Annotated in this window: 22 protein-coding genes; 11 read left to right on the top strand and 11 right to left on the bottom strand. The window is 70.2% G+C overall.

Features of this window, described 5'->3' with window-relative positions; all coding sequences use genetic code 11:
* Positions 1-49: 49 nt before the first annotated feature.
* Positions 50-421, top strand: a complete 372-nt coding sequence (locus QSK10_RS16290; RefSeq protein WP_285663668.1) for a DUF3817 domain-containing protein — start codon at positions 50-52, stop codon at positions 419-421.
* Here QSK10_RS16290 and QSK10_RS16285 read toward each other — a convergent pair.
* A complete protein-coding gene (locus tag QSK10_RS16285) occupies positions 416-1618 on the bottom strand; it encodes an NAD(P)-binding domain-containing protein (protein WP_285664462.1) in 1203 nt (400 codons plus the stop codon). The two genes, QSK10_RS16290 and QSK10_RS16285, sit on opposite strands and share 6 nt — an antisense overlap.
* 35 nt (positions 1619-1653) lie before the next feature.
* Positions 1654-2205 (bottom strand): OsmC family protein, encoded by a 552-nt coding sequence (locus QSK10_RS16280; RefSeq protein WP_285663667.1) that lies wholly within the window; start codon positions 2203-2205, stop codon positions 1654-1656.
* Positions 2206-2287: 82 nt separating this feature from the next.
* On the opposite strand from QSK10_RS16280, the gene metX reads away from it, so the two are divergent.
* The 3 genes from metX to QSK10_RS16265 are packed head-to-tail and all read left to right on the top strand — an operon-like array spanning position 2288 to position 5294.
* A complete protein-coding gene (metX, locus tag QSK10_RS16275; RefSeq protein ID WP_285663666.1) occupies positions 2288-3484 on the top strand; it encodes a homoserine O-acetyltransferase MetX in 1197 nt (398 codons plus the stop codon).
* 17 nt (positions 3485-3501) lie between these two features.
* Entirely contained in the window at positions 3502-4815 is a 1314-nt protein-coding gene (locus QSK10_RS16270; protein WP_285663665.1) for an O-acetylhomoserine aminocarboxypropyltransferase/cysteine synthase family protein, read from the top strand.
* Positions 4812-5294 carry a CoA-binding protein gene (locus QSK10_RS16265; protein WP_285663664.1) on the top strand — a complete coding sequence of 161 codons (483 nt, stop codon included), beginning with the start codon at positions 4812-4814 and terminating at the stop codon, positions 5292-5294. The genes QSK10_RS16270 and QSK10_RS16265 overlap by 4 nt, the downstream gene beginning before the upstream one ends.
* A gap of 40 nt (positions 5295-5334) precedes the next feature.
* Here the strand turns inward: QSK10_RS16265 and QSK10_RS16260 are convergent, their stop codons facing one another.
* Complete coding sequence (locus QSK10_RS16260; protein WP_285663663.1) at positions 5335-6180, bottom strand: helix-turn-helix transcriptional regulator; 846 nt, start codon at positions 6178-6180, stop codon at positions 5335-5337.
* A 124-nt stretch (positions 6181-6304) separates the two neighbouring features.
* Here QSK10_RS16260 and QSK10_RS16255 point away from each other — a divergent pair, with 124 nt between their 5' ends.
* Positions 6305-6604, top strand: a complete 300-nt coding sequence (locus tag QSK10_RS16255; RefSeq protein ID WP_285663662.1) for a putative quinol monooxygenase — start codon at positions 6305-6307, stop codon at positions 6602-6604.
* A gap of 9 nt (positions 6605-6613) precedes the next feature.
* The gene (locus QSK10_RS16250) at positions 6614-6904 is read left to right on the top strand and encodes a putative quinol monooxygenase (protein WP_285663661.1); all 291 of its coding nucleotides are present in this window, start codon (positions 6614-6616) and stop codon (positions 6902-6904) included.
* Between the two features lie 1617 nt (positions 6905-8521).
* On the opposite strand, the gene QSK10_RS16245 is transcribed toward QSK10_RS16250, so the two are convergent.
* Positions 8522-9247 (bottom strand): ArsR/SmtB family transcription factor, encoded by a 726-nt coding sequence (locus tag QSK10_RS16245; protein ID WP_285663660.1) that lies wholly within the window; start codon positions 9245-9247, stop codon positions 8522-8524.
* Positions 9248-9315: 68 nt separating this feature from the next.
* Between QSK10_RS16245 and QSK10_RS16240 the strand changes: the two genes are divergently transcribed.
* Entirely contained in the window at positions 9316-9885 is a 570-nt protein-coding gene (locus tag QSK10_RS16240; protein ID WP_285663659.1) for a dienelactone hydrolase family protein, read from the top strand.
* Positions 9886-9962: 77 nt separating this feature from the next.
* Here QSK10_RS16240 and QSK10_RS16235 read toward each other — a convergent pair whose 3' ends face one another.
* Positions 9963-11189 carry a serine hydrolase domain-containing protein gene (locus QSK10_RS16235; RefSeq protein WP_285663658.1) on the bottom strand — a complete coding sequence of 409 codons (1227 nt, stop codon included), beginning with the start codon at positions 11187-11189 and terminating at the stop codon, positions 9963-9965.
* 29 nt (positions 11190-11218) lie between these two features.
* On the bottom strand, positions 11219-11890 hold the full coding sequence (locus tag QSK10_RS16230) for a DUF4097 family beta strand repeat-containing protein (RefSeq protein ID WP_285663657.1): 672 nt from the start codon (positions 11888-11890) through the stop codon (positions 11219-11221).
* 220 nt (positions 11891-12110) lie between these two features.
* Between QSK10_RS16230 and QSK10_RS16225 the strand changes: the two genes are divergently transcribed.
* Entirely contained in the window at positions 12111-12848 is a 738-nt protein-coding gene (locus QSK10_RS16225) for a GbsR/MarR family transcriptional regulator (RefSeq protein ID WP_285663656.1), read from the top strand.
* Between the two features lies 1 nt (position 12849).
* Here QSK10_RS16225 and QSK10_RS16220 read toward each other — a convergent pair whose 3' ends face one another.
* On the bottom strand, positions 12850-13641 hold the full coding sequence (locus tag QSK10_RS16220; RefSeq protein ID WP_285663655.1) for an ABC transporter permease: 792 nt from the start codon (positions 13639-13641) through the stop codon (positions 12850-12852).
* The gene (locus tag QSK10_RS16215; RefSeq protein WP_285663654.1) at positions 13638-14594 is read right to left on the bottom strand and encodes an ATP-binding cassette domain-containing protein; all 957 of its coding nucleotides are present in this window, start codon (positions 14592-14594) and stop codon (positions 13638-13640) included. The genes QSK10_RS16220 and QSK10_RS16215 overlap by 4 nt, the downstream gene beginning before the upstream one ends.
* A 235-nt stretch (positions 14595-14829) precedes the next feature.
* On the opposite strand from QSK10_RS16215, the gene QSK10_RS16210 reads away from it, so the two are divergent.
* Positions 14830-15558, top strand: a complete 729-nt coding sequence (locus tag QSK10_RS16210) for a GbsR/MarR family transcriptional regulator (RefSeq protein WP_285663653.1) — start codon at positions 14830-14832, stop codon at positions 15556-15558.
* On the opposite strand, the gene QSK10_RS16205 is transcribed toward QSK10_RS16210, so the two are convergent.
* The 3 genes from QSK10_RS16205 to QSK10_RS16195 all read right to left on the bottom strand — a co-directional run bounded on the left by QSK10_RS16205 (position 15555) and on the right by QSK10_RS16195 (position 18606).
* Complete coding sequence (locus tag QSK10_RS16205; RefSeq protein ID WP_285663652.1) at positions 15555-16355, bottom strand: NmrA family NAD(P)-binding protein; 801 nt, start codon at positions 16353-16355, stop codon at positions 15555-15557. The genes QSK10_RS16210 and QSK10_RS16205 overlap by 4 nt on opposite strands.
* A 99-nt stretch (positions 16356-16454) precedes the next feature.
* Complete coding sequence (locus QSK10_RS16200; RefSeq protein ID WP_285663651.1) at positions 16455-18020, bottom strand: hypothetical protein; 1566 nt, start codon at positions 18018-18020, stop codon at positions 16455-16457.
* A gap of 193 nt (positions 18021-18213) precedes the next feature.
* On the bottom strand, positions 18214-18606 hold the full coding sequence (locus QSK10_RS16195; RefSeq protein WP_285663650.1) for an NUDIX domain-containing protein: 393 nt from the start codon (positions 18604-18606) through the stop codon (positions 18214-18216).
* Positions 18607-18678: 72 nt separating this feature from the next.
* Here QSK10_RS16195 and QSK10_RS16190 point away from each other — a divergent pair, with 72 nt between their 5' ends.
* Both QSK10_RS16190 and QSK10_RS16185 read left to right on the top strand, forming a co-directional pair.
* On the top strand, positions 18679-19047 hold the full coding sequence (locus tag QSK10_RS16190; protein ID WP_285663649.1) for a hypothetical protein: 369 nt from the start codon (positions 18679-18681) through the stop codon (positions 19045-19047).
* Positions 19048-19895: 848 nt separating this feature from the next.
* Positions 19896-20714 carry a hypothetical protein gene (locus QSK10_RS16185; protein WP_285663648.1) on the top strand — a complete coding sequence of 273 codons (819 nt, stop codon included), beginning with the start codon at positions 19896-19898 and terminating at the stop codon, positions 20712-20714.
* The last annotated feature ends 58 nt before the right edge of the window (positions 20715-20772 follow it).

The following is a 20772-nucleotide window of genomic DNA, read 5'->3' as shown; positions in this document are numbered from 1 at the left end:
CGCTTCGGTACCCTCGCCGCACAGTCCGGACACCACGAGAGGCGCGGCGATGAGCATGCACGCGACGACACCCGACCGCGAGCCCCTGGTCCGCTGGTTCACCGTGATCGCCGTCGTCGAGGCCGTCACCTGGGCCGGGCTGCTGGCCGGCATGTACTTCAAGCACATCGCCGACGTCACCGAGATCGGCGTGCGCGTCTTCGGGCCGCTGCACGGCGCGGCCTTCGTCGCCTACGGCGTCATCACGCTGCTCACCGCGATCAAGCTGCGCTGGCGGCTGTTCTCGTGGACGACGTTCTTCGCGCTGGCCGCCTCCGTCCCGCCGTTCTTCACCGTGCTCTTCGAGCTGTGGGCGCGGCAGACGGGACGGTTGACCGTGCGCGCCGAGGCGGCCGAGCCCGAGCGCGTCGGGGTCTCATAGCCCCAGGTGCGCGGCGAGGTGGCCGATGACCTCACGCGCGTCGTCCTCGATGCCGTGGATGTAGGTCGAGCGGCGGCGGCGCAGGACCGGCAGGCCCAGCCCGTACAGGCCCGGGCTGGCGGTGACCACTCCCCCGTCGTGGCGCAGCAGTCCTTTGGCGTCGAGGACGGGCACGTGCAGCCACCGGTAGTCGGGGCGAAACCCCGTCGCCCACACGATCGTGCCGATCTCACCGCTCCCCAGGTCCAGCCGCAGGCGGCTGCTCGCGGGCACCGCCGTCGGCTCGTACCGCTCGGGCGGCGCGAACTCGCCGTCGCGGCCGGTGGCCTGCGCCCAGGTGTCGAAGGCGTCGAGCAGGCGGGTCATCTTCAGGTCGGCAAGGGCGAAGACGTTGCGCAGGCCGCCGGAGAACAGGGCGTGGCCGTCGCGGATCGCGGCCAGGCGCCCGGCGAGGGTGACGCCTGCGGCGGCGAGGGTGTTGAGGTCGAGCGTGGCCCCGCCGGTCAGCTGCGGTGAGGGCAGGCGGCGGGCGCGCTCCAGGTCGTCGATCTCGTCGTGGCGCTGGGCCCAGACGCCGGTGGCGTCCATCCACCACAGGACGTCGCGGCCGCGGTAGGTGCGCGGCAGGCGCACGTGCTCACCGACGGCGAGGGTGACCGGGCGCCCCGAGCGGTGGATTTCGGCGGCGAGCTGGACGCCGGTCGCCGAGGCGCCCACGACCAGGACGCCCCCGTCGGGCAGCCGCGCGGGGTCGCGGTAGTCGAAAGGTGTGAGCTGCTCGATGCTCGCGGGGACGGCCTCGCGCAGGGCGGGCACCGAGGGCAGGTTGCAGGCGCCGCTGGCGAGGACGAGGGTGTGGCAGGCGATAACGCCGTCGCCCGTGGTGACGTGGTAGCCGCCGTCGGCCGTCCGCACCGACGTGACCTCGGTGCCGGTGCGGACGGGTGAGCGCGAGGCGGCGGCATAGCCGTCGATGAAGGCGACGACGTCGTCCCTGGTCATGTACCCGTCGGGGTCGGGACCGGCGTAGTGGGCTCCGGGCAGGCGGGTCTGCCAGTTGGGGGTGAGCAGGCGCAGGGAGTCCCAGCGCTCGCGGCGCCAGGAGTTGGCCACCCGGCCGCGTTCGAGCACGACGTGGTCGATCGAGCGCTCGCTCAGGAAGTGCCCGGCGGCCAGCCCCGCGTGTCCGGCGCCGATGACGAGGGTGGTGACGTGCTCGATGGCCGGGCTCCTCAGGCGACTTCGACGGCGACGTTGGTGGGGTTGGTGAGGGCGTCGAAGACCGCCGAGCGCTTCTGCGACTGGGCGACCAGGGCCTCGATGTCCTCTTTGGAGGCGTCGGCGTCGACGGTGAAGGTGACCCTGATGTCGTTGAAGCCGTTGCGGACGTCGGGGTCGGCGCCGAGGATGCCGCGGATGTCGTGGTCGCCCTCGACGGTCGCCCGCACCGAGCGCAGCTGGATGCCGCGGTTCTGGGCGACCGAGGCGATCCCGGCGGTCAGGCAGCCGGCGAGGCCGACGAGGAGGTACTCGATGGGGGTGATCCCGTTGTCGGCGGCGGCGAAGACCTCGGGGTGGTCGGCGTCGAAGACGGCCTCGGTCTTGTGGGCCTGCTCCTGGCCGAGTCCGAAGAAGTTCTGGATGCGGGTGGTGCTGTGGACGCCGGCCTCCCATGTGGACGTGGCGCGCCAGGTGAACTGGGCGGCCTCGGGCGCTCCCTTGAGGACGTCGCGGGCCTCCAGTAGCGCCTGGACGTTGACCCCGTTGTCGGCGGTGGTGGTCATGTCCGCACTCCCCTCTCGATATCTCCTATAATTCCTACCTGAGAAGCCGACTTTACCGGACGCCTCCCCCCGAGGACCAGCCATGACCGCGACCGAACAGCAGCCCACCGGGTCCATCGGCGAGGTCGAGACGCGCTTCCTCGACCTGCCCGGCCCCCTGAGACTCGACTGCGGCCGCGAGCTGGGCCCGGTGCGGGTGGCCTATGAGACCTACGGCGAGCTGTCCCCGGAGCGCGACAACGTCGTCCTGGTCTGCCACGCGCTCAGCGGCGACGCCCACGCCGCCGGGATCGCGGTGAGCCCGCTGGAGGCGGGCACCCGCGACGGTTTCGCCGCCGAGAGCCGTGACGGCAAGCGCGGACGGGGGCTCGGCTGGTGGGACGGGATGATCGGCCCCGGCAAGGCCTTCGACACCGACCGGTTCTTCGTGGTGTGCACCAACGTGCTCGGCGGCTGCCGCGGGACGACCGGCCCGTCCTCGGCCGATCCGGCCACGGGCAGGCCCTACGGCTCGGGCTTCCCGGTGATCACGGTGGCCGACATGGTCCGCGCGCAGCGGGCGTTCCTCGCCGAGCTCGGGATCGAGCGGCTGGCGGCGGTCGCCGGTGGCTCCCTGGGCGGGATGCAGGCGCTGGAGTGGGCGGTGCTCTATCCCGAGCGGGTGGACGCGGTGGTGGCGATCGCCAGTACCCACGCGCTGCATCCGCAAGGGGTGGCCTGGAACGCGATCGCGCGGGAGGCGATCATGCGCGATCCGGCCTGGCAGGACGGGCACTACTACGGGACGGGCCGCGAGCCGGAGGCCGGGATGGGTGTGGCGCGGATGGTCGGTCACATCACGTATCTGTCGGCGCCCGCGCTGGAGGACCGGTTCGCGCGGCGGCTGCAGGACGCCCCCGACATCGGCTACACGCTCACCGAGCCGGAGTTCGAGGTGGAGAGCTATCTGCGGCATCAGGCCGCGACGTTCGTGCGGCGCTTCGATGCCAATACCTACCTGTACACCTCGCGGGCGCTGACCTATTTCGACCTGGCCCGCCAGCACGGCGGCGGGTCGCTGTCCCGCGCGCTGGACGCCGTCGCCGCCCGCACGCTGCTGATCGCCTTCAGCTCCGACTGGCTGTACCCGCCCTCGGCCTCCGAGGAGATCGCCGCGGCCCTGCGCGCTCGTGGCAAGACGGTCGAGTACCACCTGATCGAGGCGCCCTACGGCCACGACTGCTTCCTGCTGGAAGAGCCGCGGCAGACACCGATCGTCCGCCGCTTCCTGGCGGCATGAGCGTCAAGGAGGACCCCGTGTCCGATGCAGGGGAGCACGTGTTCGGGTTCGACACCCGGCAGCTCCACGCCGGTCAGCGGCCCGATCCCAACACCGGGGCCCGCGCGGTGCCGATCTTCCAGACCAGCAGTTACGTGTTCGAGGACCCCGAGTCGGCCGCGGCCTACTTCAACCTCCAGGAGTACGGCAATACCTACTCGCGGATCATGAACCCGACCGTGGCGGTCTTCGAAGAACGGGTGGCCAGCCTGGAGGGCGGGTGCGGTGCCGTCGCCTTCGCCAGCGGCATCGCCGCGCAGGCCGCCGCGCTGTTCACGCTGCTGCGGCCCGGCGACCACGTGGTGGCCTCGGCGGCGGTCTACGGCGGGACGGTCAATCAGCTCAAGCACCTGCTGGGCAAGATGAGCGTGACGCTGACCTGGGTGAATCCCGACGACGTCGAGGCGTGGCGGGAGGCGGTGCGCCCGGACACCAAGGCGTTCTTCGCCGAGACGATCGGCAACCCCTCGGGCAACGTCCTCGACATCGAGGCGGTCGCGGCCGTCGCGCACGAGCACGGACTGCCGCTGATCGTGGACAACACCTTCGCCACCCCGTACCTGTGCCGCCCGATCGAGTGGGGCGCCGACATCGTGGTGCACTCGGCGACCAAGTTCATCGGCGGGCACGGCACCAGCATCGGCGGTGTGGTGGTGGAGTCGGGGACCTTCGACTGGTCCAACGGGCGCTTCCCGGTGATCGCCGAGCCCTCGGCGGCCTATCACGGGCTGCGCTTCCATGAGACCTTCGGAACCTACGGCTATCTGATGAAGCTGCGCGCGGAGACCCTCCGCGATCTCGGCGGCGCGCTCTCGCCGTTCAACGCGTTCCTTTTCCTGCAGGGCCTGGAGACGCTGTCGCTGCGGATGCGACGCCACGTGGAGAACGCCGCGACGGTCGCGGCCTTCCTCGACGCCCACGACCTGGCCTCCCGGGTGACCTATCCGGGGCTGGCCGGAAGCCGGTACAAGGCGCTGGTGGAGAAGTATCTGCCGCTGGGGGCGGGCGCGGTGTTCTCCTTCGAGTGCGCCGGTGGCCGCGACGGCGGCCAGGACCTCATCCGGGGCGTCACCCTCTGGTCCCATCTGGCCAACGTCGGCGACGCCAAGAGCCTGATCATCCACCCGGCCAGCACCACCCACCGCCAGCTCGGCGACGACGAGCTGCGCGCCGCCGGTGTCGCGCCCGGATCGGTGCGCCTGTCGGTCGGGCTGGAATCGGCCGAGGACCTCATCTGGGACCTGGAGCAGGGACTGGCCAAGGTCGCCGCCGGGCGGGGTGGGGCGGCATGAGCGGGCTCTCGCGCTACCAGGACGCCACGGCGATCCGGCGGATCCTGCGCACCGCCCGGACGATCGCGATCGTCGGGCTGTCGGGCGATGAGCTGCGCGCCAGCCATTTCGTCGGCTACTACCTCCAGCGGCACAGCTACCGGGTCATCCCCGTCAACCCCCGCGCGAGCGAGATCCTCGGCGAGACCTCCTATCCGAGCCTGCTGGACGTGCCCGTCGCCGTCGACCTGGTCAACGTCTTCCGTCATCCCGACGCCCTGCCCGGCATCGCCCGCGAGGCCGTGGAGATCGCCGCGGGCGGCCTGTGGTGCCAGTTCGGGGTGATCAGCGAGCAGGGCGCGCGCATCGCCCACGACGGCGGGCTCGACGTCGTCATGGACCGCTGCCTCAAGGTCGAGCACGCCCGGCACGCCGGGCGCATGCACTGGCTCGGTTTCAACACCGGCCGCATCACCTCGGTCCGCGAGGGCCTGCAGTGACCCTTCTTCGAGCACCACGGGTGACCGGTCCCACCGATGGCTACGCGGCCTCGCGCACCAGCTTCGTCAGGTGCCGCAAGGCATCGGCGGAGGCGGTGCCCGGCTCGGCGGTGTAGGCGATCAGGCTGACATCGTTGCTGGCCCGGAAACTCTCGAAGCCGACCGTGAACTCACCGACGACCGGATGACGCATCCGGTAGCCGCCGTGGGTCCGGTCGGCCACCTCGTATCCGGCCCACAGCCGCCGGAAGTCCGCGCTGCGCTCGGTCAGCTCCTCGATCAGCGCGGCGAAGGCCGGATCACCCGGGTGCCGGCCGTGGTCCATGCGCAGGTAGGCGACCACGTTCTGCGCCTTGGTCTCCCAGTTGACATACCGGCCGCGCACCTCCTCGTCGCAGAAGACCAGCCACGCGGTGTTCTGCCGTCCCCGCAGCCCCGCCTCGTGGAGTGAGCCGGCCCCGAGCAACTCGGCGTAGAGCGGATTCCAGGCGAGCATGTCCGTCCGGCGGCCCACGAGATAGGCGGGACTGTCGCCCATCGCGTCCAGCAGCTGCCGCTGCCCGGGACGCAGCTCCTGCCGTCCGGGCACCGCGACATGCCGCGGATTGACCGCCCGGGCCAGATTGTGCAGGTGCGCGGTCTCGGCCTCGCTCAGTTTCAGGGCACCGGCGACCGCGTCGATGATCGCGTCGGAGACACCGTCGCCCTTGCCCTGCTCGAAGCGGACGTAGTAATCCACGCTCACGCCCGCCAGCTGGGCCAGCTCCTCACGACGCAGCCCCGGCACCCGGCGCCGCTCGCCATAACGCTGCAACCCCGCGTCCTCGGGCTTGATCCGGGCCCGCCGGGATCGCAGGTACTCGCCCAGCTCGGCTCTACCGTCCATCCCAAGATCGTACTGGGGGGTTCTGACAGAACCAGGCTGGCCGATACCAGGGGAAAGCGCAGCCCTGCCCGGGTTCCGGCGCCGACGGCAAGATCAGTGACGAGCCCGAACAAGGAGAAAAAACATGTACCACATCGCCGTCAGCTTCGACGTCCCCGCCGACCGCCGCGACGAGTTCATCGCCGCCGCGCTGGAGGACGGCCGCGACTCCCACGCCGGGGAGCCCGGCACCCTGCGCTTCGAGCTGATCACCGACGCCGACAACCCCAACCGCTTCTACCTCAACGAGGCCTACACCGACAAGGCCGCCTTCGACCTGCACTGCGAGGGCCCCTACTTCGCCAAGTTCTTCGCCATCATCGAGGACTTCGCCGAGGGCCCCACCTGGCTCATCCAGGGCACCACCGTCGACGACAACGCTTAAGGAGCCACCATGTCCCTCACCATCATCGCCGGATTCACCGCCAAGACCGGCCGCGAAGACGACCTGCGCACCGCCCTGGAAGCCATGATCGAACCCTCGATCGACGAACCCGGCTGCCTGGCCTACCAGCCCTACACCGACCCCAACGAGCCCTCCCGGATGGTCATCATCGAGGAGTGGACGAGCCAGGACGCCCTCGACCTGCACTTCCAGACCCCCCACTTCAAGCACGTCGCCGAGGTCCTGGACCGGCTGCTCGCCGAGCCGTTCACCATCCGGCACCTCACCGACGTGAACTGAGCATCACCGCTCCGCACGAACGGCGGCCGATACTCCGCGGCCATGCCAGTCCCGGGCTGGCAGGCTCCGGTCATGTCGAGCGATCCCCCGCTCGCCCGAACTCGCGGGTTGTGGGAGGAGCCGGCCTCGGTGCCGGTCTCCTTCCCACCGGCGGGCGGCGTCCAGGCGAGTAGCGCTCGCCCTGGGCTTTCGGGAGCTGGGCGCGCAGCTCGGCATCAGAATCGCCTAATCCCACGACGCGGCGACCCGAGCCGAAACCCGCTGACCTGCGCGAACGCCGACTGTGCCGGGTGTGTGCCCGAACTGTGCCTCTGTTCGGTGTCAAAAAACGGGCCTTTTTTGTGCTTAGGGGTGAAGGCGGCCGTGCACTATCGGCCCATCACCGCAGGCCAGGCTCCTACCTGCCTGTCCACCTGCACTTTCGGGCAGCCCGCCCACCTGACGCTGACATATGGTGGTTGGGAACGATGTATCCACCGGGAGCCGCCGATGCGCGCCCAGCACGCCCACCGAGAACCGCGAGGTCAGCTTCTCAGCGCGGTCCGGGCGGGCGCGCCATCACCTCAGGGACGTCTCGTCGGCGCCGCGGCACTACTGGAGCTTCAGCGGACGGCGGGCAACGCCGCCGTGGCCGCGCTGCTGGCCGACCGGCGGGTGGGACCGGTCCTGCAGCGCTGCGGCGACATCCCCGCCGCGCAGTGCCCGTGCCACACGGCGGCCGGTGACGAGGACACCGTCCAGCGGGACGGACCCGACGCCGGGACGGGGAAGAAGCCGCCGAGCCTGCCGCTGGTGGGCACCGCGTGCAGCCCCTTCGGCAGCAAGATCGAGGCCGACCTCGTCCACGACCTGGTGGTGGACAAGTTCCTGCCCGCCGTCGCCTCCCAGTTCGGTTCGGAGACCGAGAGCGTGTGGAGCGACTATCTCTCCCGCGTGCTGGGGGTACCCCGGCCGCTGCGCCAGTTCGACACCCCCGGCGGGCAGATCGTGGGCGGCTTCAGCCGCCACCCCAAGACGCGCAGCACCCAGGACGTGCTGGTCAACCTCGCCGCCGAGGCACTGCGCAAGTCGCCGCGCGCGTTCCCGGCCAACACGCCGGTGACCGTCCCCCTGTCGGACCTGGTGGCGCCGGGAACGGTGTGGAGCACGCTCAACTTCAGCTCCGACAAGATGCGGTTCGAGAACCCGCTGTCGATCCCGGGGCTCCTCGCCGGCGGTATCGACCCGGCCGCCGACACCCGCAACGCCTGGGGCGAGCTGGTCATCACCAACCACGCCACCCCGTTCGGCGCCACCACCGACGTCACCATCGAGCCGAAGCTGACCTTCAAGGTCGAGGACAACGTCAAGTTCTGCCCCGGCAACACCGGCGGCCTGTTCATCCAGCCGCTCACGATTCCGCTGTCGCGCCTGGAGGCGACCGGGACGCGGTTCGGCGCGCCCTACGCCGGCGTCACGCCGTTCTGGGTGCTCTTCGACGGTCCGGGTGGAGTCAAGTCCTTCGGGACCACGATCCCGACGACCCCGGCGGTGCCGATCCCGCCCACGCCGCCCGGCCCCGGTCCGGGTCCCAAGACCGGGCCCGCGCACACCAACGGCACCCAGCTGCGGCTGCGCTCAGGTCCGGGCACCGAGCACGACGTCATCGGCGGCTTCCCCCAGCGCGACACCCCGATCAATGTGCTGGAGCAGGCCGAGGGCACCGAGATCCGCGGCAACAACCTCTGGGACCGCGTCGAGGGCGGCTGGGTCTCCGACTCCTACGTCACCTTCAACGCCTAACTCCGCCGGAGGCAGCGCGGGGTGGTCGGTGGGATAGATGCCGATGGCGAACCCGTACGTGGTCTCCCCCGACCTGGGCAGCCGGTCGAAGGCGCCGACGAGCTCGGCCATGCGGGCCCAGAACTCCGAGGCCTGATCGCGAGAGATGCGCGCGTGGCGGATGAAGCCCCACAGCTCGCCCTCGGCGAACGCCGGCGCCGACTCGCGCGCGGCCACTTCGAAGTCGTTGAAGTCGCCGGTCGCCTCGCCACCGGCGGGTGAGGGCTCGGCGGCGACGTAGAACAGGCGCGCGGTCCGCCCGTAGAAGCGCTCCTCGATCGCCCGGACCTTGCGGGTGGCGACCACCTGGAGCAGGCCGTTGCGGGCGAGCACGTCGACGTGGTGGGCGACGGTGCTCTTGGGGCGTCCGACCGCGCCTGCCAGCTCGGTGACGGTCGCGGCCCGCTCGTGCAGGAGCTGCAGGATCGTGGTGCGCAGGGGGTGGCCGATGGCCTTGACCTGCCCGGGCTCGGTCAGGGCCATTCTGTCGGCCAGTTCATAGCCGGGCGGGTTGTCGGTCATGATGGAACAGACTAGCATCCTCGAATGATCCGGAATGCTGGATCATTCGACTGAGGGAGACCGCCGACATGGCCGAAGTACTGCTGTACCACCACATCCAGGGCCTCACCGACGGCGTGCGCGCCTTCGCCGAGGACCTGCGCGGGGCCGGACACGTCGTCCACACCCCCGACCTGTTCGACGGGCGCACCTTCGGCAGCATCGAGGAGGGCTTCGCCTTCGCCCGCGAGACGGGCTTCGACGCCCTCGGCGAGCGCGCCGCCGCCGTGGCCGACGGGCTCGCGCCCGGCCTCGTCTACGCCGGGTTCTCCTTCGGCGTGATGACCGCGCAGAGGCTGGCGCAGACCCGTCCGGGCGCGCGGGGTGCGCTGCTGATGTACTCCTGCATCCCGTTCACGGAGTTCGGGGAGGCCTGGCCGGAGGGTGTGCCGGTGCAGATCCACGGCAAGGAGGGCGATGAGTTCTTCGACGAGGACCTGCCGGCCGCCCGCGAGCTGGCCGACACCGTGCCCGGGGCCGAGCTCTTCGTCTACCCCGGCGACCAGCACCTCTTCGCCGATTCCTCCCTCGGCGCCCACGACCCGGAGGCGGCGGCGCTGCTGATGGAGCGGGTGAAGGCCTTCCTCGCGTCGGTGTGACCGGGCCCGTCCCCTCTCGCGCGCCCACCGGCCGGAAGAGCGGCCATCGCATCGATGGCCGCTCTGCGTTCCCGGTGTCAGTCCTCGATGGCCTGGTAGGCGGCGGTCCAGAAGTCGTGGATGACGCGTGCGGAGTCCGGGGTGGACATCCCGACCTGGGTGCACAGGACGCCGATGAGCCCGCTGCCCGGGTCGGCGTAGACGCTGGTGCCGGCGCCGCCGTCCCACCCGAACTGGCCCAGGGGCGCGTAGTCGGTGCGGTGGACGCGCACTGTCATCCCGAAGCCCCAGCCGCCCTGCCCGCCGATGCCGTAGGCGAGGTGCCCGACCTGCTCGGCCCAGGCGTCGCGGGCGGCCTGCTGTCCTGGGGTCAGCCGGTTGGTGGTCATCAGCTCGACGGCCGGGGCGGACAGGACGCGCTCACCGGCGTGCTTTCCGCCGTTCAGGAGCATCTGGAAGTAGGCGTGGTAGTCGTCCACGGTGGAGTCCAGGCCCCCGCCGCACGAGGGGAACGCCGGTGGCTTGGCGTGGTGGCCGCCCTCGGCGGGGTCCTCCACGAGGAACTCGCCGGTCTCGGGGTGCGGGGCGTACAGGGGCGGGAACCGGTCGATCTTGTCGTGCGGCACGTGGAAGCCGGTGTCGTCCATGCCGAGCGGGTCCAGGATCCGCTCGCGCAGGAAGTCCTCGTACGGGCGGCCGGTGACCCTGGCGACCAGGACGCCGAGCAGGTCGTCGCCGAGGTTGTACAGCCACCGCTCGCCGGGCTGGTACATCAGCGGGAGGGTGCCCAGGCGGCGCAGCCACTCGTCGGGCCCGGGCTCGGGCAGCATCCATCCGTCGGCCTGGCCGTAGACGCCGCGCTCGAAGAAGGCGCTCATCATCGGCGCGGTCCGGGCGGTCATGTCCAGGCCGAGTCCCAGCGTCGAGGTCATGACGTCGCGGACGCTGATCGGCCGGAACGCCGGCACGGTCTCGTCCAGGGGCGCGTCAGGGCGCTTGAGGACCCGCCGGTCGGCGAGTTCGGGGATCCACTGGTCGATGGGGTCGTCCAGGCGCATGCGGCACTCGTCGAGCAGGACCATGGCGGCCGAGGCGGCGACCGGTTTGGTGGTGGAGGCCATGCGGAAGATGGTGTCGCGGCGCATGGGCGGTCCGCCGTCGTGGCGCATGGTGCCGATGGCGTCGACGTGGGTCTGTCCGTCGCGGGCGACGAGGGCGACGAGGCCGGGGATCTTGCCGGAGTCGACGTGGCGGGCGAGGACGTCGTGGAGGCGCGCGAGTCCTTTGCGGGTGAAGCCGTTCATGGCGGGGTCTCCTTGTTTCTGTGGGGTGGTCAGTGGCCGCGGGCGGTGATGTGGCCGTGTCCGGTGGTGGCGCGGATGGCCAGGACGGCCCGGGTGCCTTCGGTGTTCTTGAGGGCGTTGCGGATGCGGCCGTGGCCGGTGGAGGCGTCGAGGGTGGCCGAGACGCCGGGTGCGGTATCGACGGTCACGTCGCCCATGAGGGTGCTCAAGGTGAGGGTGCCGGTGTCGGCGGAGATGACGCGGACGTCGCCGTGCTGGGTGGTGATCTCGGCGGGGCCGGTGAGGCGTCCGACGGTGACGTCGCCGCCGAGGACGCTGAGGCGGACGTCTTCGGCCTCGTCGATCTTCACCGTGCCGCATACGCCGTCGCAGTCGACGCGGCCGAGGCGTCCGATGCCCCGGAATTCGGCGCCGGCGGATGTCACGGTGACGTGGGAGCCGGTGGGGACCTGGACGGTGATTTCGACGCAGCCGGAGGGGCCGAGGATGCGGCCGCCGTCCAGGGTGGTGGTGACGCGCAATCGGCCGTCGCCGTAGTCGACGGTGGTCTGCTCGGCGGCTCTCACGTCGCGGGCCCTGGAGGCCTTGGCGGGCCGGACCTCGACGGTGGCGTCGGTCCGGTCGGCGGCGATGACCTGGACGCGTCCGGCGGGGACGTCGATGATGGCGGTGATCGGGGTCGTCGCGGTGAACTTCTGCATGATGCGCTCCTGCGTTCGTTGTTTCCGATGCAAGAAACGCTACGTTGCGTTCGCGGGTGCCACAATCACGCCGGATCTTGATTCCAGCGTTTACCCAGGTGAACGTCTTGATTTCATTGCGACGGATGGAAATCTAACGCAATGGACGCACCACACCGTTGCGTTGGTTCTGTTTCGAACGCTACGATGGCGGCCGTGGATCAACACAGAGGAGGCGATGGTGTCGGGTAGCAGGCTGACCCCGCAGGAGCGGGCGCGGATCGCACGGGGGCTGGCCGACGGGCTCGCCTACGCCGAGATCGCCCGGCGCCTCGACCGTCCCACCTCGACGGTCACGCGCGAGGTGATGCGCAATGGCGGCCCCAACGACTACCGCGCCGACCTGGCGCACCTGGCCACCGAGCGCCGCGCCCGCCAGCCCAAGCGCACCACCCTGCGGCGGCAGGGCACGCCCGGGCCGGGATTCGGGCGCGACGAGGCGGCCGTCCGCGCCTACGAGGAGACCTTCACCGATCTCCTGATGAGCCGGGGCATGCCGCGCATGACGGCCCGCGTCCTGACGTTCCTGCTCATCGCCGACACCGGCAGCGTCACCGCCGCCGAGCTCATCGCCCGCCTCGGCGTCAGCCCCGCGACCGTCTCCAAGGCCATCGCGTCCCTGGAGAGCCAGGGCCTCATCCGCCGCGAGCGCCACGACGGCCGCCGCGACCGCTACTTCGTCGACGGCGACGTCTGGTACGAGTCCACCATCGACAGTGCCCGCGCCATGGTCCACGTCGCCGAGGTCGCCCGCCAGGGCACCGCCGTCCTGGGCCGCGACACACCGGCGGGCGTCCGCCTGGAGAACATGGCCCGCTTCAGCGACCACATCAGCGAGAGCATCCTGCGCGCCGCCGCGCAGGTCCGCGAGCTCCTGCACACCACGGCCCCGGGCGACGACGCCACCCGGGCCGGGTGACTCACTTCGCGGGTTCGCGGTTGTAGAGCCGCTTGGCCCACAGAAAGCCGCCCAGCGTGATCAGGGCGCACCACCCGGCGGCCCACAGCGCGCTGTCGCCGATGGGGGTCCCCATCAGCAGCCCCCGCAAGGTCTCGATGAACGGGGTGAACGGCTGGTACTCGGCGAACCACCTCAGGCCGGTGGGCATCGATTCGGTGGGCACGAACCCGCTGCCCATCATCGGCAGGATCATCAGCGGCGTCAGCATGTTGCTCGCCGTGGCCACGCTCTTGGCGGCCATGGCCAGCGCGACCGCCAGCCAGGTCAGCGCGAGGATGATCATCACCAGGACACCGATCGCGCCCAGCCATTCACCGGCGTTCGCACTCGGGCCGAACCCGATAAGCAGCGCCACACCGGTGACGGCGGCGATGCTCAGCATCGTCTGGATCAGGCTGCCCAGCACGTGCCCGGTCAGCACCGAGACGCGGGCGATGGCCATGGTCCGAAACCGCGCGACGATGCCCTCGGTCATGTCGATGGCCACCGAGATCGCCGTCCCCTGCGCCGCGGTGGCCGCCGTCATGAGGATGACGCCCGGGACGACGTAGTCCACATAGGCGTCCCGGCCGCCCGAGGCCGCACCGAGCGCACCGCCGAGGACGTAGACGAACAGCAGCAAGATGGCCACCGGGACCCCGGCGGCGGTCAGGATGAGCGCCGGATAGCGCAGCATGTGCCGCAACTGGCGGCGCAGCATCGTCACCGAGTCGGCGAAGGCGTCGGCGGCGCTGATGGAGACGGTGCTCATCGGGCGGTTTCCTGTTCTGTGACATCGCCGGTCAGGGCGAAGAAGACGTCATCGAGATCGGGGGTGCGGACCTGGAGCTCCTCGACCGTGAGCGCGGCGCGCTCCACGCGGTCCAGCAGCGCGCGCAGCGACGCGACATCACCGCCGGGGACCTGCAGGGTGTACGCCTCGTCATCGCGGGAGACGGCGTCCAGCAGCCCGGCGGCGCGCTCGTAGCCCGGCCGGTCGGCGAACCGCAGGCTGATGTGCCCCGCGCCGACCCGCCGCTTCAGCTCGCCCGGCGAGCCCTCGGCGACCAGCCTCCCCTCGTGCAGGACGGCGATGCGATCGGCGAGCCGGTCGGCCTCCTCCAGGTACTGGGTGGTGAGGAAGATCGTCACGCCCTCATCGGCGACCAGGCCGCGGATGATGTCCCACATGGTCCGCCTGCTGCGCGGGTCCAGCCCGGTGGTCGGCTCGTCGAGGAAGATCACCCGCGGCCGGCCGACCAGCGTCATCGCCAGGTCCAGGCGGCGGCGCATCCCGCCGGAGTACGTCGCGGCGGGCTTGCGGGCGGCCTCGGTCAGGTCGAAGCGCCGCAGCAGATCGGCCGCGCTCGCCCGCCGCAGCGCGCGGGGCAGGCGGTTGAGGTCGGCCATCAGCAGCAGGTTCTCCTCGCCGGTGAGGAACCCGTCGACGGCCGAGAACTGGCCGGTGACGCCGATCGCGGCCCGCACGGCGTCCGGCTCTGCGGCGACGTCGTGACCGGCGACACGCATCCGGCCGGCGTCGGCGCGGATGAGGGTCGACAGGATCTGCACCACGGTGGTCTTACCGGCGCCGTTGGGGCCGAGCAGGGCGAAGACGGACCCTCGCGGGATGTCGAGGTCGATGCCGTCCAGCACGACGTGGCCGCCGTACGCCTTGCGCACCGCGGTCGCGGTGATCGCCGATCGACCGATGTCGACGGTCATGGGGATGTCACTTCCTCTGCGGGGATGTGGAGTCGCGCGGGCGGGTGCCGATGCGGCCCGAGAAGCTTCGCGAGGAGGTGAAAATTACGTTGCGTACACGACGTCGTCAATCACAGAACCGCGAAGCAACAACATCCATGCAGGTAGATAGGCATGAATCATTGCGCGAGGCCTGCGAGTTAACGCAATACCCGTTGCGTAGACTGATCCCCGCCCCCGAACGCGAAGGACGCCCATGGCCGGTGACAGACTCACGCTCCAGGACCGGCGGCGCATCGCCGAGGGCCTGCGCGACGGCTCGACCTACGCCGCCATCGGCCGCCGCATCGGACGCCCCACCTCCACCGTCACCCGCGAGATCACGCGCAACGGCGGAGCACGCGGCTACCACGCCGAGGCCGCCCACCGCGCCGGAGCGCAACCCGCCCGCCGCCCCAAACCCACCCCACCGGCACCGCCCGGACCCGACCCCGGCGAGCGCGATCCACGGCTCATCGACGAAGTCGACGCCCAGAGCACCGAGCTGATGATCCAGGCCGGGCTCCCGCCGATGATGGCCCGCGTCCTGGCCGCCCTGTTCACCACCGACAGCGGCAGCCTCACCTCCGCCGAACTCGTGCGGCGCCTGCGCGTCAGCCCCGCCTCCATCTCCAAGGCCGTCGGCTACCTGGAGAGCCAGGCGCTCATCACCCGCGGCCGCGACCCCCGCGGACGCGTCGAGCGCTACTCCGTCGACGACGACGTGGCGTTCCTGTCCATCATGGCCAGCGCCCGCGTCCAGACCCGGATCGCCGAGGCCTGCGCGTCCGGCGCCGAGAAACTCGGCCCCACCACCCCCGCCGGCGCCCGCCTGGAGACCATGAGCCGGTTCCTCCACCACGTCATCGACGACCTGGTCCACTCCGTCCAGCACTGGCGCCAGGTCTACGCCACCCGCGAGAACGGCGAGGACACCCCGGCCTAGAAGCGCCCGGCGTTCTCCGCCGCCCACTGCGCGAAGGTCCGCGGCGCCCGCCCGAGCACCGTGGCGATGATGTCATTGGGCGTGTACGCGCTGACCGGCGGTGACTCATGCCAGCCGACGACGTAGTCCGCGTCGGCCTGCGACACACCCTGCGCCAGCAGCCTGTCGAGCGCGTCCTGGCGCGTGGTCTCCACGTAGCGCAGCTCGCGCCCGAGCGCCCCTGCCAGGATGGCGGCCCGCTCGGGCGCGGTCAGCGGCTCCGGGCCGTTGATGGAATAGGCGAGCCCATCATGGCCGTCCTCGGTCAGCGCGACGGCCGCGATCTCACCGATGTCGCCCTCGTGCACCACCGCACTGCGGACGCTCGCGAACGGCGCCCGCACCACACCCCCGGCGATGTCGGCGCGCCAGTCGAGCGCGTTGGACATGAACTCCTCGGGCTCCAGCCGCGTCCACTCCACACCCGACTCCGCCACCGCCTGCTCGGCCGGTCCGACATACCCGCCCCACAGGATCGTGATCCGCTCGACGCCCGCGGCCACCGCCCGCCTCACCAGCGCGGGCCCGGACTCCGCGACGCCCTTGGTGACCGTGATGTGCAGGCCGGTGACACCGTCGAGCGCCGCGTCGAGGGTCGAAGGGGCATTGTGGTCGCCGCCGACGACCTCCGCCCCAGCCGGGACGACGGCCTTGGCGGGATCACGAGTGAGCGCGCGGACTGACCGTCCACGCTTGAGCAGCTCGGATACGACGTGTCGTCCAGTGTTGCCCGTGGCGCCGGTGACCAGGATCGTCATGGTGGATCTCCTCTCGCCCCGACCGACGCTAGGAGCCGAACCGCGGTTGAGGTCAAGGCCTGGTGATCGCCGCCACCGGGCCCCGTGGTCCCCCGGCGGTCACTTCGGTTTCGCCGCGGCACGGGCGGCCTGGTACTCCTGCCAGGTATGCCATTGACCGGTGCCGACGGGGATGTCCTCGGCGCTGATGTACTCGGTGGGATCGGCCCGGTTCTGGGCGACGTCGACCTGATCCTCGTGGACGGTGACGCAGTACTCGCCGTAACCGCGGACGTCATCGCCGCGAGCGAAGTGGACGCCTTTCTTAGCGAACTCGCTCTTCGGGGTGTTCTCCCCGGTGTGCGTCAGCGGCTGGTTGGCGACCACGTCCGGGTCAGGGGTGCGGTAGACCAGGTAGTCGTGCGGGTTCTCGGCGACCTTGCGCAGGAACTCCGGCGTCGCCCGCGCCCGCGCGGTCGCCGGCACGTTCGGCCGCGCGTGGGGCGGGTCGATGACATCCCCGCCGGACGCCGACCGGCCCTTGGGCACCGGCCGGTCCAGCACCTTCCCGACGCCCCTCGCGATCCCGCTCACCGCCACACCCGCGACGAGCTCGGCCGCCAGCCCGATCGCGATCAGCGTCAGGGTCTCCTGGACGTCATGGAGCCACTGGTTGAACGCGACCAGATAGGTGGCCATGACCTTGGGAGCCGTCGCCGCCGAGAGCACCGTCGGCACGATCACCGCGCCACCGGCTCCCTCGAAGTAGGCGTGCCGCCCCTCCCCCGCCTTGGCTTGCGCCTCCGCCCGGGACGAGTACACCTGCTGGCTCGCCGCCGTGCTGGGAGCGCCGCCCGAGCGGACGATGTCGCCGGGGATCAGCACCGGCAGCTCCATCCCCGCGATGTACACGAGCATCCCGTCGGCGTACATCGGGCTCACCCCGACCGCCACCATGGCGTTGTCGATGTAGCGGGGACTCTCGCGCGGATTGGTGAAGCGCCCCTGCAGGCCCTCGGCGTCGAGCTCAAGGTCCACATCGATCCGCTCCTCCACCGGGACGTACCGAACCCCGAGCGCGGCGGCCACCGCCCGCTGCGTCCGCTCGACATTCGTCGCACGGCCCGTCTCGGTCCGGTGCGCCGTCAGCAGCTCCAGGTGCGTCCGGTCCAGCGTCGCCAGCACGGCGTCCGCCCGCGCCGCCGACATCTTCCCCAGCCGCTCGAAGGCCGCCGGATAGCGCCCGACGCGAATCGCCCAGTGGACCTCGTCGGCCTCCTGCCGCTGCGCGGCGTCCCCACCGCGCCGAATCCCCATGCTGATCCGAGCCCGGTCGAACAACCCGTCGGCCCGGTTCAGATGCGAGGCCACCAGCCCGCGCTCGGTCCCGGTCAGCATCCCGAACACCTTGGCGATGTCGTCCAGCGCCAGGCCATTGAGCACCCAGTACACCCCGGGCGGATCCGACCCCACCCAGTTCTGGGCGGCCACGGCCTCATGCACCCAGATGCGCCGCTGCTCGAACCACCCCACCTCACCATCGGCACGCTGCACGCTCAGCAACCGCGCCACGGCCCGGTTCCCGGCCATGCGCTGGAGCTGCTCCAGCCCACCCGTGGCCGAGGACGAGCCCCCGGCCCGCGGTCGGGGGTCTAACGCCGCGGCACGGCGGCGGGCGCGTTCCATGAAGGCACGATAGAAGCGCACTGTCGGATATGTCCCAGGCCGCGCGGTCACAAGCACTGGTGCTCCCGGCTGCCCGAAAGGGCAGCCCGACGGCCACGACGTGGCGAACATGGACGCGGCTCACCGGCATTCAACGTCTGATGCGCACCGCTCCCGATGTATCTTCCGCACCACCCGCGATCCAGCCGTACCGTCACCCCAGACGCATGAGCAGGTGCGCGTTGCCCACCAGCTCCTTCGTGGCGATCTCGTCGGGGCTGAGAAACCGCATCGCCAGCCCCTCGCCCAGGACGACATCCTCCTGGCGAGCGTCCGTGCGTCCGGTGAACACGTGAAACCGGACCCCGGCCCCGTCGGCACCGACCTGTTCCACCACCCGGTCGAACTCCAGATCAGCGGTCAGCCCGGTCTCCTCCAGCAACTCACGATGCGCGGCGGTCACCGCGTCCTCCCCGGGCTCCAGATGCCCACCGGGAGGCGTCCACCTGCCAGGTTCCACATAGGCGTCGTGCCCACGTTCCTGCATCAACACCCGCCCGCCCCCGTCGGTGAGAACAACGATCGCGATCTTATGAGTGATCTCCACGCGAGCGACCCTAGGCGGCACCTGGGACACCGGGAGCTTCACCGAGTTGGGGACGGGTGGTTCAATGCCCGCATGTCCGGCAAGAAGCCCACTCCCCTGCGCTTCCTCGTGGTCGCGCGAACGCCGTCCGGCCCCTACCCGCACCCCGTCGAGGTGGGGGTCCATCTGGACGGGGTGAACTCGATCGTCTCGTTCTCGATCGGCCCCCACGCGGCGAACGCTGGCGGGCTGGTCGCCCTCTCCCATGTGCTCGACGAGACGCGGACCGGGATCAACCCGCTCTTCGAGCAGGAGTTCGCGGCGGCCGAGCTCGACTGGCTGGTGCCCCGCCTGATCCGTCTCCACGGCGGAGAGGACGTGACCGACGAGATCATGTCGGCCTATCGCGAGCAGCACGGCAAGCGTCCCGAGACGATGCACGTGAGCCGCCACGGTTCCTGACAGCCCGACCGAAGGCGGCATTCTGATCGAGCGGAATCCCACTTTCGCTCCGTGCGGTGCCGGTGTCCCAGGACCGCCGACACGGTGATCGCGAGCAGCGCCATCACCACGGACGCGGTGGGGCGTTCACCGACGAGCTCGACCTCATCAGCACGGGAGCCACGACCGGTCGACCACTACTCCCATGTAGGGCACTGCGGGTCGTTCGCAAGCGTCGCGCAGAATCGCGGTCCACCTCCACCACCTCCGCGTGAACTCGCCCAAGGCCCATCCGTGGAGCTTTGTGAGGTTGCGGGAGGCACTGAGTTCCCAAGATTCCGCAACCCTCACTACATCGGCCGCCTAGCCGCGGATCGGTGTTTCGGGCGGCCTGGAGACGGGCTTGCGAGGATCGCGGAGCTTCAGAAAAGTCGGTACCTCGGCTTCGTACCCACAAGCCTTACCTCACAGGACCAAGTCGGGTCTCACGGCACGCTTCCCGATTGGGCACCGATGCCTGCCTAATCGGCTTCGCCGATGCAGTTTCCGTCGTGATATCAAAGTTCTTTGTGAAATTTTTCCGGAAAGGCTGGTGTGGAATGCCCAGGATGCCCCGAGGGCTGGACTCCGAGACAGCTGACCTCTCGCGCCCTATTCGCGCTGCTCAGCCTGTTGTGAGATCAGACAAGGCAGCACCCATGGCTTTGCTTGCGATGCAGCGCAGTGCAGGAAATGCCTCGGTTGTGCAGTTTCTGAGCCAAGCCCGGGGATCTGGAGTATTGATCCTGGAACCTCACAAGCACCGAACCGACAGTGGGCGTACCTCTTCAGGTCCAGCGACGACCGGGTCGGCTATCACGGCAAGGGCTGTGCAGCGCAACATCGACGATCATTGGAAGCGGAGCTACTGGCAGAAGGAGGCCGGGAATCGGGCTCCAGTAGCCCCGAGCGATCCCGCCGGCGGGCGGGATCTCAACCACGTTCTTCACCAGGTGGCACGCGGTCTCCTGCAAGAGCTGGCCACCTTGGGACCGGACCAGCGCCAGCTCCGCGTGTTCAGGACCATGTCCCTTCTGGAGGCCAACGAGATCCTGGAGTGGCTCGGCAGGGGAAGACTGGCGGGAACAGAGGCCTGGATCCAGCAGCATGGAGGTCAAGCAGGCCTCGCTCCGCAGTTCCATGCTGCCGCCGGAGAGGATGAATCCCAGGTCGGAACGATGCCGATCAGCGGACATCTCGGCGGCATGGACCAGAGCTATTCCTACTACAAGACCCATCATGATGCCTACTATCTTCAGACGCCAGGGAACGGCCGGAGAGACCCTGCCGGTCGGCCCGATGTCCGTGTCCTGGAGTTCACGCTCAAGCCCGGTGCCCATCGATTGCTCTTCAGCCCAAGGTTCATGGCATTGACCGGCGCGGCAGGCAGCGCCGAGCGGACTCCTGGAGCGTTGCGAAAGATCTACGGGCACAAGGCGCCGCCAGAACACTTCCAGACCGCCCCCGCCGCCGAGGGAAATCTACCGGGGTATGTGGGAATGAAGCTCGAAAGCCGGGCGGACTTCAGCCTGGCCGTCGGAAACGACACCGCTGTGACCCAGCTGTTGTTCCAGCTGTTCGTCCAGGATGTGCGTGACGTGACGAAGAGGGCCAGTGACCGGTGGAACTCGGAGACCACCCACTACTAGTGCACACCCCGCAGATGGCACGGGATGTCCACAAGTGCCCGTGCGGTGAGTCGTAGTG

The sequence above is a fragment of the Actinorhabdospora filicis genome (assembly GCF_030269765.1).
GTDB lineage: Bacteria > Actinomycetota > Actinomycetes > Mycobacteriales > Micromonosporaceae > Actinorhabdospora > Actinorhabdospora filicis.
Note: the sequence above shows the minus strand (reverse complement) of the source record. Positions and strands in the feature narration are given on the sequence as shown.